The 16067-nt window shown below is 72.1% G+C and carries 15 protein-coding genes; 5 read left to right on the forward strand and 10 right to left on the reverse strand.

Annotated features, from left to right (window positions below; all coding sequences use genetic code 11):
* Positions 1-96 precede the first annotated feature (96 nt).
* From tuf to ACZ6TI_RS40655, 3 genes are all read right to left on the reverse strand, one after another.
* Positions 97-1293: an elongation factor Tu gene (gene tuf, locus ACZ6TI_RS40645; protein ID WP_465350604.1), complete on the reverse strand. Its 1197-nt coding sequence runs from the start codon at positions 1291-1293 to the stop codon at positions 97-99.
* A gap of 258 nt (positions 1294-1551) precedes the next feature.
* Entirely contained in the window at positions 1552-2328 is a 777-nt protein-coding gene (locus ACZ6TI_RS40650; RefSeq protein ID WP_465350605.1) for a L,D-transpeptidase family protein, read from the reverse strand.
* Between the two features lie 31 nt (positions 2329-2359).
* The gene (locus tag ACZ6TI_RS40655) at positions 2360-4084 is read right to left on the reverse strand and encodes a serine/threonine protein kinase (RefSeq protein WP_465350606.1); all 1725 of its coding nucleotides are present in this window, start codon (positions 4082-4084) and stop codon (positions 2360-2362) included.
* Positions 4085-4251: 167 nt separating this feature from the next.
* Here ACZ6TI_RS40655 and ACZ6TI_RS40660 point away from each other — a divergent pair, with 167 nt between their 5' ends.
* Together ACZ6TI_RS40660 and ACZ6TI_RS40665 are read left to right on the forward strand one after the other, a co-directional pair.
* Complete coding sequence (locus ACZ6TI_RS40660) at positions 4252-5169, forward strand: aminoglycoside phosphotransferase family protein (protein ID WP_465350607.1); 918 nt, start codon at positions 4252-4254, stop codon at positions 5167-5169.
* A gap of 101 nt (positions 5170-5270) precedes the next feature.
* Positions 5271-7310 carry a hybrid sensor histidine kinase/response regulator gene (locus tag ACZ6TI_RS40665; protein ID WP_465350608.1) on the forward strand — a complete coding sequence of 680 codons (2040 nt, stop codon included), beginning with the start codon at positions 5271-5273 and terminating at the stop codon, positions 7308-7310.
* Here ACZ6TI_RS40665 and ACZ6TI_RS40670 read toward each other — a convergent pair.
* The 5 genes from ACZ6TI_RS40670 to ACZ6TI_RS40690 all read right to left on the reverse strand — a co-directional run bounded on the left by ACZ6TI_RS40670 (position 7249) and on the right by ACZ6TI_RS40690 (position 10335).
* Positions 7249-7683, reverse strand: coding sequence for a roadblock/LC7 domain-containing protein (locus ACZ6TI_RS40670; RefSeq protein ID WP_465350609.1), 435 nt, complete (start codon positions 7681-7683; stop codon positions 7249-7251). The genes ACZ6TI_RS40665 and ACZ6TI_RS40670 overlap by 62 nt on opposite strands.
* Before the next feature lie 26 nt (positions 7684-7709).
* Entirely contained in the window at positions 7710-8282 is a 573-nt protein-coding gene (locus tag ACZ6TI_RS40675) for a hypothetical protein (protein ID WP_465350610.1), read from the reverse strand.
* Positions 8283-8306: 24 nt separating this feature from the next.
* On the reverse strand, positions 8307-8765 hold the full coding sequence (locus ACZ6TI_RS40680) for a hypothetical protein (RefSeq protein ID WP_465350611.1): 459 nt from the start codon (positions 8763-8765) through the stop codon (positions 8307-8309).
* Positions 8762-9136: a roadblock/LC7 domain-containing protein gene (locus tag ACZ6TI_RS40685; protein WP_465350612.1), complete on the reverse strand. Its 375-nt coding sequence runs from the start codon at positions 9134-9136 to the stop codon at positions 8762-8764. Before ACZ6TI_RS40685 ends, ACZ6TI_RS40680 begins: the two co-directional genes overlap by 4 nt.
* 260 nt (positions 9137-9396) lie before the next feature.
* The gene (locus ACZ6TI_RS40690) at positions 9397-10335 is read right to left on the reverse strand and encodes a ribose-phosphate diphosphokinase (protein WP_465350613.1); all 939 of its coding nucleotides are present in this window, start codon (positions 10333-10335) and stop codon (positions 9397-9399) included.
* A gap of 71 nt (positions 10336-10406) precedes the next feature.
* Here ACZ6TI_RS40690 and ACZ6TI_RS40695 point away from each other — a divergent pair, with 71 nt between their 5' ends.
* Genes ACZ6TI_RS40695 through ACZ6TI_RS40705 form a run of 3 tightly spaced genes read left to right on the forward strand, consistent with a single transcriptional unit; the run spans position 10407 to position 12319 of the window.
* Positions 10407-10730 (forward strand): ArsR/SmtB family transcription factor, encoded by a 324-nt coding sequence (locus ACZ6TI_RS40695; protein WP_465350614.1) that lies wholly within the window; start codon positions 10407-10409, stop codon positions 10728-10730.
* Complete coding sequence (locus ACZ6TI_RS40700; protein WP_465350615.1) at positions 10727-11470, forward strand: SRPBCC domain-containing protein; 744 nt, start codon at positions 10727-10729, stop codon at positions 11468-11470. The genes ACZ6TI_RS40695 and ACZ6TI_RS40700 overlap by 4 nt, the downstream gene beginning before the upstream one ends.
* A gap of 6 nt (positions 11471-11476) precedes the next feature.
* Positions 11477-12319 (forward strand): ABC transporter ATP-binding protein, encoded by an 843-nt coding sequence (locus ACZ6TI_RS40705; protein WP_465350616.1) that lies wholly within the window; start codon positions 11477-11479, stop codon positions 12317-12319.
* Here the strand turns inward: ACZ6TI_RS40705 and ACZ6TI_RS40710 are convergent.
* Positions 12316-12969 (reverse strand): ABC transporter ATP-binding protein, encoded by a 654-nt coding sequence (locus ACZ6TI_RS40710; RefSeq protein WP_465350617.1) that lies wholly within the window; start codon positions 12967-12969, stop codon positions 12316-12318. The two genes, ACZ6TI_RS40705 and ACZ6TI_RS40710, sit on opposite strands and share 4 nt — an antisense overlap.
* On the reverse strand, positions 12966-16013 hold the full coding sequence (locus ACZ6TI_RS40715) for an FtsX-like permease family protein (protein ID WP_465350618.1): 3048 nt from the start codon (positions 16011-16013) through the stop codon (positions 12966-12968). The genes ACZ6TI_RS40710 and ACZ6TI_RS40715 overlap by 4 nt, the downstream gene beginning before the upstream one ends.
* Positions 16014-16067: the final 54 nt, after the last annotated feature.

Raw genomic sequence — 16067 nt, forward strand, 5'->3', positions numbered from 1 at the left:
CACCCCCCCCCCCCACCCCCACCCCCGACTAACCAACCACCACACAAACCCCACCCCCCCCCCCCCCCCCCCCCCCCCCCCCCGCTTCCGGTCCCGCTAGTCGAGCAGTTCGGTCACGGTGCCGGCGGCGACGGTGCGGCCGCCCTCACGCACCGCGAAGCCGAGACCGACGTCCATCGCGACCTCCTTGCCCAGGTGCACGGTCACCTCGGCGGTGTCGCCCGGCAGCATCATCTCGAGCCCGTTGCCGAGCTCGATCGCGCCGGACACGTCGGTGGTGCGGAAGAAGAACTGCGGCCGGTAGTTCGCCACGAACGGCGTGTGCCGGCCACCCTCCTCCTTCGTCAGGGCGTAGAGGTTCGCCTTGAACGCCGCGTGTGGCGTGACGCTGCCGGGCAGAGCGACCACCTGGCCGCGCTGCACCTGCTCGCGCCGCACGCCCCGGAGCAGCACCGCGGCGTTGTCCCCGGCCTCGGCCTGCGGCAACGACTTGCCGAAGGTCTCCAGCCCGGTCGCCACCGTGGTGACCGTCGGGCCGAGACCGACGACCTCGACCGGCGAACCCACCGCCAGCGTGCCGCGCTCGACCTTGCCGGTGACCACGGTGCCGCGGCCGCTGATCGTGAGCACGTTCTCGATCGGCATCAGGAACGGCTCGCCGAGCTCGCGGTCGGGCACCGGCACGTAGGCGTCCACGGCGTCGAGCAGGTCCATGATGGACTGTGTCCACCGCTCGTCGCCCTCGAGCGCCTTGAGCGCGCTGACCCGGACCACGGGCACCTCGTCGCCGGGGAACCCGTATTCCGACAGCAGCTCGCGGACCTCGAGCTCGACCAGGTCGAGCAGTTCGGCGTCGGACTCGGACACGGCGTCACTCTTGTTCAGGGCGACGACCAGCCACGGGACGCCGACCCGCTGGGCCAGCAGCACGTGCTCGCGGGTCTGCGGCATCGACCCGTCCTGCGCCGACACCACCAGGATCGCGCCGTCGACCTGCGCCGCGCCGGTGATCATGTTCTTCACGTAGTCGGCGTGACCGGGCATGTCGACGTGCGCGTAGTGGCGCGCCGCCGTCTCGTACTCGACGTGGGCGATGTTGATCGTGATGCCCCGCTGCGCCTCCTCCGGCGCCCGGTCGATCCCCTCGAAGGCGACGAACCGGTTGGTTGCCGGGTCGCGGTCGGCGAGAACCTTGGTGATCGCGGCGGTCAGGGTGGTCTTGCCGTGGTCGACGTGCCCCATCGTGCCGATGTTCAGGTGCGGCTTGGTCCGCACGAATTGGCTCTTGGCCATGATGTGTCCTCACTGGATGCGAGAAACGAAAAGGCATTCTTCGGTACGCCCGTGACGGTTGCCATCCCGTCGGCGTCAGAACCACGCGCGTGGCGCAGCACCCGTCCCCGGGTTCTGCTGCCGCTGGGGACGGGTCAGATTCGCGAATCCGCTGCGAACTGTGCGCACGCGGGAGCCGCTGCGAAGAGCAGCTGCTCGAGACCGGGTGCGAACATGATCGTCACGGTAGGGGTTAACGCAGACCCTGTCGAGGTTATTTCAGACCTGGCCGATGTTGGCCAGCGGCGCCATCACGATGCGCGGCTTCTGCGCCGGGTCGAGCCACTTGAGCACGTTGATGAGGTCGGCGCGCTTGACCGAGACGCAGCCGGCCGTCGAGCCCGAGCCGTTGATGTGCAGGAAGATCGCCGAGCCGCGCCGGACGTCCTGCGGCTTGCTGGTCACATATTCCTCGTAGCGCGTGCTCCAGGTCATGCTGCTCAGCGGGGGGCGGTTGAAGTCGATGACCGCGGCGTATTCGTATTGAGTCTGGTAGGACGACAGCTTCTCGGACTCGCCGATCCGCCAGGTGCGCTTCGACGACGCGTAGGGCTGCACGCTGTTGTAGGTCTTCGCGTCCCGGTTGTCGCCGACCCAGTAGTCGTTGCCGTCCGCGTGCCGGTAATAGATCTTCGTGCCCGGGTTGGCATTGAGCCCGAACGCGTAGGTGATGCCGAAGGTGCCGGCCGGCGTGGTGCCGGTGTCCTGCACCCGCGCGCTCGCCCAGGCCCAGCCCGCATAGCCGTTGCGGGCCGGCATCGCGGCGAACTTCGCCACCCACTTGCCGTCCCCGCCGAGCTGATAGGTGCGCAGCGTGGAATAGGTCGACTTGGGGCCGTTGCCGACCACCACGACGAGTTGCCGGGCGTCGCCGACGTTTCGCAGCCGGGTCGGGTGGTAGGCCGGCGTCTCATCGGCGAAGGCCTGCTGGGTGACGACGGCGCCGGCGGCGGCCAGCACCACGGCGGCGGCCGCGATCACAATCGATTTGCGCATCGACGGGCACCTTACCCGTCGCACGCAAGACTCAGAAGGTGAACTCCGATCCGTTCGCCCGGCCGCTGGTGTCCCGTCCGTCCCGGGTGTAGCGCCACGTCATCGACACGGTGTAGCGATGCCCGCGGCGGGCGGTGGCGGACTTCGGCCCGCACTGCCGCGTCATGTCGTCGTCGGTGAAGGACAGACCCGAGCAGGTGTACGGCCCACCGACCGTCCGGCCGCCCTCCTGCAGGGACACCGTGACGGTGGCCCGGCCGCCGACCGGCGCGGTCAGGCTCGCGGACATCTGCACGTTCTCGCCGATCGACTGGCACGGCTTGGCGAGCACCGGGCTGGTCATGTCGAACGACATCACCTGACGGCAGTTCCACGGGCCGTACGGGCGGGCCTCCGGCTGTGGCACGCGGGTCGGCGCGGCGGCCTGCTGCCTGGCGGGGCGGGCGGTGGTGCGTACCGGATGGGGGTCGTCCTTGGCCGCGACCGGCGCACCCGCCGCGACCCGCTCCGCAGCGATGGTGGCGGGTTTCGGCGCGGCCGGAGCGGGCGGCGCGGCCGACGCGCTGCCGGCCGGAGCGGACGGCGCGGCGAACACGGTGATGTCCCGGGCGCCGGATCGGGTCGCGTGCCAGGCGGTGGTCGCCACCCCGGAGGCCAGCATGGTGCCGACCAGCACCGCGATCACCGTGCCGGGCCGGGCCCACCGCCAGCCCGGCGCCTTGTTCTGCGCCTTGGGCGCGCGCGGCGCCGGCACGATGCTGATCTTCCCGGACAGCGGAGCCGGCGCCTTGCCGGGAAGCGGCGGCGGTGTCTCCCGGGAGATCGGCGGCGGCGCCAGGGCCGGCGCCGGCGGCGGTGTGGGCAGGGCCGGGGCCTTCGCGACCGCGCGGGCCACGTCGCCCAGTTCGGCGACCAGTTCGGCGGCCGCCGGACGCAGGCGCGGCTTCTGCTGGAGGCAGGACACGATCACGGTCCAGAGGCGGTCCGGGATGCCCGGCATGCGTTCCGGCTCGCCTGCCAGGTGCTTCTGCATCAGCCCGTGCACGGTGTCGCTGTCGTACGGCGGACGGCCGGTGACCAGCTCGTAGAGCAGGATGCCGAGCGCGTAGACGTCGGCGGCCGGACTCGCGGTGACGCCCTGGAACGCCTCCGGCGCCATGTAGTGCGGGGTGCCGACGACGGCGTTCGGGGTGGTGATGGCCGGCGTGTTCAGCACCCGGGCGATGCCGAAGTCGGTCAGCCGCGTCTCCAGCCGGCCGTTCTCGACCTGCAGCAGGATGTTGTCCGGCTTGAGGTCGCGGTGGATCACGCCCAGGTCGTGCGCCTCGGCCAGGGCGGCGGCCACCTGCGCGGCCAGCCGGGCCGCCTCGCCGGCCGCCACCGTGTGGTGTTCGCGGAGATGGTCGCGCAGGCTGCCGCCGGCCACCAGGTCCATCACCAGTCCGAGTGATTCGCCGACGCTGAACAGGTCTCGCACCCGCACCACGTTGCGGTGCCGGAGCATCAGGAGGATCGTGCGCTCCTGGACGAAGCGGGTGACCAGCTTGGGCTGGCGGAGCAGGCTCTCGTGCAGCAGCTTCACCGCCACCGGTTCGCCGGAGCTGCGGTCGACGCCGCGCCACACGGTGCCGGTCGCGCCCTGCCCGATCGGCCGGACGAGGATGTACGAGCTACCGACGCACCGCCCGCTGAGATCTAGCGTCGACGCGCCGTCGGTATCTGGGCGTACGCCACCGCTCGTGGGATCCTGATCCACCCGATAGATCCTTCCAGCCGCGTGATTCGTCCCGGAATCCTGTTGTTTGTCCGGATCAACTGCAAGTCCGGATGCCGGAGTTCGCACAGAGCGGCCGAGTCCCGGGGAACCCGTCACCAGTCCGGGCCGCGATCGTTCGGCCCACCGATCGAGCACCGGAGCAGCCGATGATCTGGCCGGAAGTCACCGACGAAGAGGACTACGACCTGATCGCGAAGGACGAGGAGGCGCTCGCCCCCGGGGTCCGCGCGCTGCTCACCGCGGCCGGGGTCGCCGCCGAGCCGGTGCGTTATCCGACCGGGTCACTGCCGGTCTACGCGGCCGGCGAGTCGGTGCTCAAGCTCTTCCCGCCGGTCTATCTGGACGAGTTCCCGGTCGAGGCCGCCGTGCTCGCCGCGGTGCACGGCAAGCTGGGAATCCCGACCCCCGGCGTGCAGCGCTCCGGGATCTTCGAGGAGTGGGGCTACCTGCTGATGGACCGGCTACCCGGTCGCGCCCTCACCGAGACCTGGGACGAGATCGACCACGACCGGCTCGCCGACCGGCTCGGCGAGTCGATGGCCACGCTGCACCGCATCCCGCCGCCGCGGATCGACGACTGGTGGCCGGAGGACTGGGACGAGTTCGTCGAGGACCAGCGGGCCGGGTGCGCGAGCCGGCACCAGGCGCTCGGGCTGGACGACGCGTGGGTGGCGCAGATCGACCCGTTCCTGGACGGCGTCGATCTCACCGCCGACCGTACCGTGCTGCTGCACACCGAGATCATGCGGGTGCACCTGCTGACCGGCGGCGACGGCGAGCCGACCGGACTGATCGACTTCGAGCCGGCCATGCGCGGCGCGCCGGAGTACGAGTTCGCCGGCGTGGGCGCCTATGTGGCCCAGGGCGACCCGGCCTTCCTGCGCCGCACCCTGCTCGCCTACGGCTATCGGTCCGCCGACCTCGACCGAGATCTGCGCCGCCGGATGATGGCCTGGCTGCTGCTGCACTACTACAGCAACCTTCCGAAGTACCTCGAGCACCTGCCGGCCCCCGCCGAGCCCACGCTGGAGTCGCTGGCGGAGCGGTGGTTCGCCACCGAGTGAAGCCTGAGCCTGGTGGGGCCGGACTCGGCTGAATGGTTGCATTCCGCTCGAACCGCCCTCACCGGGCTGCGCGGCACCCGATCATGTGTCGCATGGGTGTCATGGCTTATCCCCTCCGATACGCGCTCGCCGACCTCGCGCTGGCGCTCAGTCGCGCGGCCGACGACATCGCGGAGGTGCGGGCCACTGCCGCCCGGGCAGCCGCCGACATGATCGGCGACGGGGCCGGGGTGCAACTGATCGGCGACGACGGACACTACGCGCCCGTCTTCTTCCACCACCCCGACGCGGAACGGGCCGGGTCGATCGGGCGGGCGCTGGACCTGAACGGGCGGCTGCCCGAGGACGACTTCTCCACCGCGCTGGCCGCGAGCCGACGGCCGGTGGTGCTGGCCGCCGAGGGCCGGGAGCCACTGGAGCAGTTCCCGGCCGGGGTGCACGCCGCCGTGCTGTGCCCGATCATCGTCGACAACACGTACGCCGGGTATCTGATCCTGACCCGGGCCGAGGTCGGCTCGTTCTATGCCGCGGCGGAGGTCGAGCTGGCCCGGGACATCGCCGGCGAGCTGAGCCTGGCGCTGTCCTCGGCCCGGGTGCGCGAGCGGTTGCGGGCCAGCGAGGAGAAGTACCGCCGGGTCCTGGAGACCATCCCGGAGGGCGTGCTCCAGCTGGACGCCGACGGCGTGGCGACCTATGCGAACGAGCCGATCGGAGTGGTGCTCGGGCTCCCCCGCACCCAGCTGGTCGGCGTCTCGCTGCGCGGCTTCCTGGACGACCAGGGCCAGAAGGAGCTGACCCGGCGGCTGGCCGAGTGCAAGGCGGGCCGGTCCACGGTCGGCGCCACCCGGCTGATCCGCGCGGACGGCTCGCACCGCAGCGTACGGGTCAGCATGATGCCGTTGATCGACGAACACGGGCAGTACTCCGGCGTGGTCTGCATGGTCACCGACACCACCGACCACATCGACGCCCGCGGCCTCAAGCGCCAGCTCGACCACCTGCGCCGGCTGGACAGCCTGGGCCAGCTGATCGGCGGCATCTCGCACGACTTCAACAACCTGCTGACCGTGGTGGCCGGCTCGGCCGACATGATCGCGTCCACCACCGCGGACGGCTCACCGCAACACCAGCTGGCCAAGGACATCATGGCCGCGGTGAACACCGGGCGGAGTCTGACGCATCAGCTGCTCGCGTTCGGGCGTACCGAAGGCAACCGGCCGGAGATCATTCCCATCCCGGACCTGCTCACCGACGTGCAGAGCCTGTTCTCCCGCACGCTGGGTGAGCACATCGGGCTGGACCTGGCCTTCGGGCCGGACATCTGGCCGATCCGCGCCGAGCGTGGGCCGCTGGAGCAGGCGCTGGTCAACCTGGCGGCGAACGCCCGGGACGCGATGCTGCGCGGCGGCATGCTGCGGGTCGCCGCCACCAACGAGGTGGTGGCGCCCGGTCAACTGGCCGAGGGCGCGCCGACCGGCAAGCTGGTGCACATGGTGATCACCGACACCGGCGTCGGGATGAGCGACGAGACCCGGCGGCGCGCGCTGGAGCCGTTCTTCACCACCCGGCCCACCGCGGCCGGTCTGGGGCTGGCCACCACGGCCGGCATCGTGCAGGGCATCGGCGGCTTCATCGAGCTGGAGTCCGAGCCGCGGATGGGCACCACGGTGCACCTCTATCTGCCGGCCGCCGAGGAGCGTCCGGGCCCGTCGGTGGACCGGCAGACCACACCCGCGCTGATCGGCAAGGTGCTGATCGTCGAGGACCAGCCCGAGGTGGCGCAGCTGGTGCAGCGCCTGATCGAGCCGGCCGGCTATGCGATCACGGTGGCCACCGACGCGCTGATGGCGGTCACCCAGGTGGCCGCCGGCGCGCACCCGGACCTGCTGATCACCGACGTGGTGATGCCCGCCATGACCGGCCCGGAGCTGGCCGCGGCGCTGCGCACCCACCACCCGGATCTGCCGGTGCTCTTCATGTCCGGCTACACCGCGGCGTCGCTCGGCCCGCAGCTCAACCTGGACGCGAACAGCATGCTGATCGAGAAGCCGTTCACCCGGTCGACCCTGCTGGGCGCGATCAAGACGCTCTGCGGCCCTCAGCCTCCGCGGGAAACCAGTCCGCGTCCTGAACCGTCCTGATCTCCAGCATCCTGGCCAGCTTGGCGGTCGACTGACGGGCCTCCAGGTGCAGGCGGGCGATGTTCAGCCCGTCGTCGCCGACCACCGCCAGCAAGGCGAGTTCGCCGACCGCGTAGACCGCCATGTAGCCCTTCTGGTTGCGGATCGTGCATTCGTGGAATCCGCCCTGGTGCAGCGCGCTGCCGCAGGTGCGGCTGATCCCGTGGGCGCCGGCCGCCAGCGCGGCCAGGTCGTGCGGCTCGCCGCCGCTGATCGTGTCGTGCAGGATGAGCAGCCCGTCGACGCCGGCCACGACACAGCCCTGCACGCCGGTCACCGCGTGCCGCAACGAAGCGAGCTCGGTGCGGGCGGCCTTGAACGGATCGGTCTGCACGGTTTGATCTCCCTGCGTTCTGGGTGCTAGAGGTGCTTGAGGCTGCCGATGATCCGGTCGAGCACCGCGTCGTCGGTGGTGTACGGCTGCCCGACCATGGCCAGCCAGCCCGGCGGCACGATGTCCGTGTCCGCGGCGGCCGGCGGCGCGTTGTGCCGTCCGACCGGCCGCCGCGGCAGGGCCGAGCCGTTCCGGGGACGCGGGAGCGGCGCGGCCACCGGGGAGGGGGACGGTTCCGGCGGGTCGTCCGGGACCGCGGACAACCCGTCGGTGAGGGTCTTGAACTCGCGCCGGGCGAGCGCGAGGTTGGCCACGCCGCGGGTCAGCGTGAGGTGTGCGACCAGGTCCCCGCCATCGGCGCCGGCGAGCCCCCGGAGCACGTGGAAGGACGTGGTCGTGGTGATCAGGATGTCGGCCGGCTCGTCCTGCGGGTCGGCCATCCGGGTGAGCGCCGCGGCGGCCCGCACCAGCACGCCGGCCGCGGCCGCGTCGTCCGCGACGGGCTCCCGGCCGCCGGCCGACCACACCGTTTCGACGTCCGAGAAGACCGCCACCGAGACCGCCCCGTCGATCGCCAGCGCCTTCTCGAGCGACTGCATGATCGTCCGTCCCTCGGAGCCCGGTCAGGCGAAGTCGGCGTCCATCTGCTTCATCACGACACGGGCCTGGGCGAACAACATCCCCATGTTTGTCGTCCGCCGGCACACCACCACCGCGACCAGGTCCTGGTGTTTGGCGCTGCGCAGGAAGACGTGCACCAGTTCATCGCTGTTCACCACCATCTCCTGGAAGTAGTGGCGGTCCTTCTTGCCGTTGCCGTGCCGCTCCGCGAAGACGTCCTGGATGATCGCGACGTTGCGGCCCTGGAACAGGTCGAACGTGGCCGCGGCCAGCAGGTCCAGTTCCTCGTCGGCCTGCTGGTCGTCCAGCGTGTCGACGGCGAGCAGCATGCCGGTCGACATGTCCACCAGCGCGGCGGTGATGCAGTCCGGCACCTGGGCGCGGAACGCCCGCACGGTGTCGGTCACGACCTGCGACATGCTCCGCTCAGCCGTGACCGGCTGCTCCTCGACCGTCGTCATACTTCGAGGTCGTTCTCGATCTTGCGCAACTGGTGCCGGGCCAGGCCCAGGTTCGCGCGGCTCTTGCTGAGTGCCAGATAGAGGAAGAGCGCGTCGCCGCCCTTGCGGGTCTGCAGCAAGCGGATCAGGTGGTACTGCGAGTCGAGGGTGATCAGGATGTCCTCGATGTCCTCGCCCAGACCCAGCATCTCGACGGCACGCATCTTGGCGCGGACCACGTCGGTGTTGCCGGCCGCGGCGATGTTCATGTCCATGGTCGGCGAACCGCCCATGATGCCGAGCGTCAGGCCGCTGGTGTAGTCCACGAGGGCGACGCCGATCGCGCCCTCGATGCCCATCGCTTCCTTCAGAGAGGTCTCGATGTTGGCCACTTTGTCCTCCGTGGAATTCGAGGCCCCGGCCCGGCCGACCGTCCCCGCCAGGGGTCGTGCCGGAGCTGTTCGGATCTTGCCGCAGGTCAGAGTGGCACAGGTTCACTCGAAAGGGGACTTGAGATCGGGGATTGAGCAGATGATCGACTGATCAACGGGGGTTACCTAGTACGGAAGATGGAAAATGCATCAGGCCGGGCCATCGACATCTCCGCGACCCGGGGAGTAATGCGGTTTCCGGCCGGTAACTTGGGTCCTGATCAGGCGAAGAGCGCGCTGACTGATTCTCCATTGTGGATGCGGCGGATGGCCTCGGCGAGCGGCGCGGCCACCGAGAGCACACTGAGCTTGTCGGTGCGCTTGGCGTCCGGGATCGGCACCGTGTTGGTGCAGACGATCTCTTCGACGTCCTTCTCGGCACTCAACCGCGCGATCGCGTCACCACTGAACAATCCGTGCGTACAGGCCACCCGGACGCTGCGGATGTTGCGCTCGCGCAGGCGGTCGAGCAGCTCGAAGATGGTGCTGCCCTTGGCGATCTCGTCGTCCAGCACGATCGCGTCGCGGTCGGCCACCTCGCCGATCACCGAGCTGATCACCACCTTGTCGTCGGCGAACCGCTGCTTGGCGCCGAACGCGACCTCCGCGCCGAGCATCCGGGCGAAGGCCGCCGCGTCCTTGGCGTTGCCCAGGTCCGGGGAGACCACGACGGTGTTGCTCAGGTCGTAGCCCCGGAAGTGGCTGGCCAGCTCGCGCAGGGCGTGCAGGTGGTCGACCGGCACGCTGAAGAAGCCGTGCACCTGCGGCGAGTGCAGGGTCATCGCGAGGATCCGGTCGGCGCCGGCGGTCTGCAGCAGGTCGGCCACCAGGCGGCCACCGATCGAGATGCGCGGTGCGTCCTTCTTGTCGCTGCGGGCGTAGGCGTAATGCGGCAGGACCACGGTGATCCGCCCCGCCGAGGCGCCACGTGCCGCATCCAGCATGAAGAGCAGTTCGACGAGATGTTCCTGTACGGGAGGCACGAGCGGCTGGATCAGGAACACGTCGCGCTCCCGGCAGTTGCCCTGCAGCTGCACCTCGATGCAGTCGTTGGCGAAGTGGGACACCCGGGTGGGCAGCAGAGGGACGCCGAGGTGATCACAGATCTCGGACGCGAGTCGGGGATGGGCACTTCCGCTGAAGACGGCGATATCGCGCACGGCACCACCCTAAAAGGCGCGTGCGATCCCCTTGCGGGCGACCTTTGGTTCCTCTACGGTAACCGTTACTCATGAGTGACCATTTGATGAACATCTCGGAAGCCGCCTTCGACGCCCTCGGCGACCCGATGCGGCGGCGCATCGTCGAGCGGCTGCGGCCCGGTCCGCTGCCGGTCGGCGAGCTGGCCGCCGCGCTGCCGATCGGCCGGCCCGCCGTCTCCAAACACCTCAAGGTGCTGGAGGGCGCCGGGCTGGTCGAGCACCACAGCGCCGGCACCCGAAACCTCTATGCGCTGGCGCCGCCCGGCTTCACCGCCGTCCAGCAGTGGCTGGTCGGCATGTGGGACGACGCGTTGTCGGCATACTCGGACGAATTCGAGAGGGACCAGCCATGACTCTGCCTCCCCTGCGCCGCCAGGTGGTCGTGCCGGCCGCACCGGACGCCGCCTTCCGGGTCTTCACCGAGCGGATCGGCGCGTGGTGGCCGGTCGCGCGCCACAGCGTCTTCGGCGCCGGGTCGAACACCGAATTCCGCGACGGCCGGCTGATCGAGACCGGCCCGGACGGCTCCGAGTCGGTGTGGGGCACGGTGCTCGCCTGGGAGCCGCCGCGGCTGCTCAGCATGACCTGGCACCCCGGCCAGGACGCCGCCGAGGCGAGCCGGGTCGAGGTCGGCTTCACGCCGGTCACCGACGCGCTGACCATGGTCACGCTGACGCACACCGGCTGGGAGGCGCACGCCGACGCACACGCCGCCCGGGAGGAGTACAAGCACGGCTGGCCGGTGGTGCTGGGCGGCTTCGCGGAGCTGGTGCCCCCGGTCGCGCCGGACCCGACGACGGTCTGGTTGGTGCTGCAGCACACCCCGGCGCCGGGCGTGGACCGGCCCACCGAGCATCCGGAGTTCGGCGGCCACGCCGAGTTCCTGGGCCGCCTGCGCGAGCGGGACGTGCTGGTGGCGGCCGGGCCGTTCCCCGGCAGCGGCGAGGGCATGACCGTGCTGCGGCTGCCCGCGGCCGAGGTGGCAGCGCTGGTCGCCGAGGCCGCCGACGGGGACACCGCGGTGACCAAGGGGGTTCTCGAGGTTCGCGCCCGGCCATGGGTCGTTCTCGCCAAGGGATCTTCGCTAGCGTAGGCGCTTATGAACGGACTCGCGGTCGCCTGTCGCCGGGTGGTGCACATCTACCGCGCCGAGGCCGGTGACGTGGTCGCGCTGGCCGGCGTCGACCTGTCCATCGCGCCGGGCGAGACGCTGGCCCTGGTCGGGCCGTCCGGCTCCGGCAAGTCGACGCTGATCTCGCTGCTCGCCGGCCTGATGCGGCCGTCCGCGGGGCGGATCAACATCGGCTCCTACGACATGGGCAAACTCTCCGACGCCGAGGTGTCCCGGCTGCGCGGCACCGAGATCGGGGTGGTGCTGCAGGGCGCCGCGCGCAACCTGCTGCCCTATGCGTCGCTGCACCGCAACATCTGGCTGGCCCAGCGGCGCGCGGCGCACACCCGCGGCATCACGCTGGACAACCCGGACCGCATCCTCGACCTGGTCGGGCTGCCCGGCCAGGGGCGGGCGCGGCTGGCCGACCTCACTCCGGGCGGGCGGCAGCGGGCCGCGCTCGCGGTGGGCATCGCGGCCGGGCCCGGGCTGCTGCTGGTCGACGAGCCGACCAGCCGGCTGGACACCAAGGGCCGCGACGAGGTGCTGGCCGCGATGGAGACGGTCAACCAGGAGCGGCAGACCACCATCGTGGTGGTCACCCACGACAACGAGGTGGGCGCACGGCTCGGCCGGGCGGTCACCATCCGCGACGGCCGGGTCGGCGCCGAGGGCCGCGACGGCCAGGACTTCGCGGTGGTGGCCGGCGACGGCACGGTGCAGCTCCCCCCGGAGATCCTGGGCAACTACCCGCCCGGCACCCTCTTCACCGTGCAACACGTCGACGGCGAGGTCACCCTCGTGCCGGGCGGCACCGAGCCGGTCGCTTAAGCACGGGCCCAGTCGGCGACGCCGTCCAGCAGGTGGAGTTCGCGGTCGCAGGCGGCCGCGGCCTCCGGGTCGTGGGTGGCGAAGATGACCGCGGCGCCGCGGTCGGCCTCCGCGCGCAGCATGTCGATGACCTTCTGGCGGTTGGCCGCGTCCAGCTCGCTGGTCACCTCGTCGGCCAGCAAGACGTCGCCGCGCAAGGCCAGCCCGCGGGCGATCGCGGTGCGCTGCTGCTGACCGCCGGAGAGCTCCTCGATCAGCTGGTCGCCGTGCCCGGTCAGGCCGACCCGGTCGAGCGCCTCCGCGGTGCCGCGCCGCGCCTCGGCCGGGGTGCTGCCGGTGGCGATCATGGCGACCGCGATGTTCTCCGCCGCGGTCAGGATCGCGGCCAGGCCGTTGTCCTGCGGGATCAGCACCACGCCCAGCTTCACCGCGTGGTCGCGGTCGGTGAGCGGGTCGTCGTCGACCAGCACCCGCCCGGCGGCCGGCGCCAGCACCCCGGCCATCGCGGCGAGCAGCGTGGTCTTGCCGGCGCCGGACGGCCCGGTCACCGCGAGCAGCTCGCCGGGCCGGACGGTGACCGACACGTCGCGCAGCACCGGGTCGTTCCGGCCGTAGGCGATCGACGCCTCCTGCACCGACAGCGTTCTCATTTGATCTCCCTATGGGTTCGGCCGCCGGCCGCATATGCGACCCCGGCCAGGACGACGAGTTGGATCGTGCCGGCGATCACCAGGATCGGCGCGCGCGGCCAGGTCGGCAAGGGCAGGTCGGGCGGGTCGAGGCCGGCCAGCGGCAGCGCCCAGCCGGTCAGCGCCCAGAGCACCGCGGCGATCACCAGGCCGGTCAGCACCGACGCGAGCACCAGCAGCGGATATGTCCACAAGGTCGCCCGGGACACCGCCGGCCGGCCGAGCCCCTGCGCTCGCAGCGCGGACAGGTCCTCCACCCGGCGCGGCCGGTCCACCACCGCGGCCAGCAGCAGCGCGCCCGCCGCCAGGGTCACCGCGAGCACGCCGGCCAGCACGTAGAACCACAGGGCCAGCGCCGGGCCCTGCTCGTCGAGCTGGCGGTCGAGCTGGGCCACGGTGACGTCGCCGATCACCGGGATGCCGCGCTCGGTGAGCCGCCGCTCGACGTCGGCCGGGGCGCGGGCGGAGAGCCAGACCTGCGGCTGCACGGCCTGGCCGGTGTCGACCGACCGGCGGTTCAGATAGTCCAGGTCGACCAGCGTCGCGGTGCGGCCCAGGCGCGGCACCGCGGGCAGGGTGGCCACCGCGCGCACCCGCACCGGGCGGTTGTCGAAGCCGGCCACCTCGTCCACGCCGGACTGACCGGCGACGGCCACCGGCAGCGGGTCCGGGGTGTCCGCGTGCTGCACCCAGGCGCCCTCGGGCAGGCCCCCGGGGGCGTTGATGTCCAGCCGCAGACCGTCCGGCGCGGCGCTCGCGGTCGCCTCGGAGACCCGCCACTGCCGCAGGTCGGACAGCTGGGTGGCGGTCAGCGCGGGTTGCGCCGGGTTCACCACCCGCAGCCCGGTGATCGTCACCCGGCCGCTGACCGTGGTCACCCCGGGCGGCGTGGCCAGCTGGATGCCCTTGAGCAGGCAGCCGTCCCGGCACACCTCCACCCGCTGCTGGTACGTGTGCGGCCCGTCCCGCAGCCCGCCCAGCTGCACGGTCGCCTCCCCCAGGCCGGTGAGCGAGGAGACCGCGACGTTCAGGCGCAGCGCCTGCCGCACGTCCCCGCCGGTGGTGACGTCCAGGGTCAGGTCCCGGCCGGGGATCCGGATCGGTTGCGACACCTGATCGGGCCGCAGCGCGTCCGCGACCGTCCCGACCGGCGGCGCGTCGGCGGGCCAGTTCGCCACGGTCGCCAGCCGGGTGCTGTCCACCGCCAGCGCGGGCGGCGCCTCGCGACCCCCGCCGGGCAGCGTGGTGACCGCCATCGCGAAGTCGCCGTCCGGGTCGATCGCGCGCACCGCGGTGAGCAGCTGGGCGCGGCTGACCTGCTGCACGTCCAGCACCCGGTCGGCGCCGTTGCCCAGGCCCGAGGCGACCGCCCGGCCTTCGGCGGCCACGTCCACGGCGCTGGCCGCGTACCCGGTGATGGCGACCGTGGCGACCAGCAGCGCGACCAATCGTGCCGCGCCCGGCCGCCGGGCCAGCTGAAATCCGGCGAGGGCGGAGCCGAGCCGGCCGCGGCGCAGGGCGCGGGCCGCGAGCCGGGCGATCACCCGCAGCGCGACGCGGGCGGCGAGCAGGGCCAGGGCGAGCGCGACCAGGGCGGTGGTGAAGAGGCCGACGCCGGTGAGCTCGCCGCCGGAGAGGAACAGTTGCACGCCGGTGACCGCGGCGAGCAGCACCACCGTGCCCTCCACGGCGAACGCCCGGGCGCCGGACGGCACCGCGACGACCGCGCGGCGCAGCAGGTCGACCACCGGGCTGAGCAGCTGACGGCGCTGGGCCAGCACGGCGGCGAGCACGGCCGCGGCGGCGGCGATCGGGGCATAGCGCAGCGACGCGAAGCCGGCCGCCACGTCGGTGTCCGGGAAACGCGCCGCGGCCAGCGCGTTGACCAGCAGCTGCCCGGCGAGGCAGCCGGCCACCGCGCCCGCGACGATCGCGATCAGGCTCTCCCCGGTGGCCAGCCACCAGCGCGCCCACCACCGGGAACCGCGCAGCTTGACCATGGCCAGCTCCGGGCGGCGGCCCTCGGTGCTGTAGCCGACCGCGAGATAGATGCTCAGGCAGGCGAGCAGCACCAGCGGCACCGCGACCACCGGCACGATCACCCGGGCGGCGGCGCGGCCGTCGGCGATCCGGTCGAGCAGGCCGGGGATGCCGGTCCGCACCTGCACGCTGGGCCCGAGGTCGTTCGCCTGGGCGGACAGTTCGGCGAGCCGGGTGCGCAGGGTGGCCGGGTCGGCGGTGCGCAGCATGCCGCGGTCGGCGCGGGCGTCGATGGACAGGCCGGTCGCGCCATGGTCCATCGCCTCCAGCGTGCCGGCGGTGGCGAAGACCGGCTCGCCCGCGCGGTCGCCCGGGTCGGCGGCGAAATAGCCGTGCGCGCCCCAATAGGCGTCGGCCGCGTCGCGCACCCGATAGACGCCCACCACGGTGAGGGCCTTGGGCAGGCCCTTGGGCTCGAAGACCGGGGTCTGCGGGTTGCTGCTGAACTGCGCGAAGGTCAAGGTGATCGGGTCGCCGGGGGCGAGCGACATCCGTTCGGCCGCCGCCTCCCCGAGGATCACATCGCCTTCGGCGACCAGACATCTTCCGCGTACGAGGGTGAGGTGCGCGCACGCGTCCTGGCGGTAGACGATCCGGGAGCGGTGGGCGGCGGTGTCCTCGATGCCGATGGCCGGGAACTCCGCGGCGTACACATAGGTGAAGCCCGGCAGGTCGACCAGGGCCGCGCCGACGTCGGCGAAGCTGATCTGCTGGCTGCCGGTGCCGTCCGCCTGCCCGGTCTCGTCCTGCACCGCGCTGACCTGGAAGCCGACCTCGCCGGGCAGCGCGGTGGCCACCTGGCCGGCGGCGACGGCCTGCTCGGAGGCGGCCAGATAGGCCGGCGCGGCGACCGCGGCGGCCACCGCGAAGAGCGCCAGCAGGGCCAGCGTGACGGCCTGGCCACGGCGGGTCCAGAGCATCGCGAGCACCAGCGCGATCATCGGGCGCCGCCCCTCATCGGACACCGTCGCTCATCGGACACCGCCCTCACCCGGCACCGCCCTCATCCGGCACCGCCC

This window comes from Actinoplanes sp. NPDC051388 (assembly GCF_055586225.1).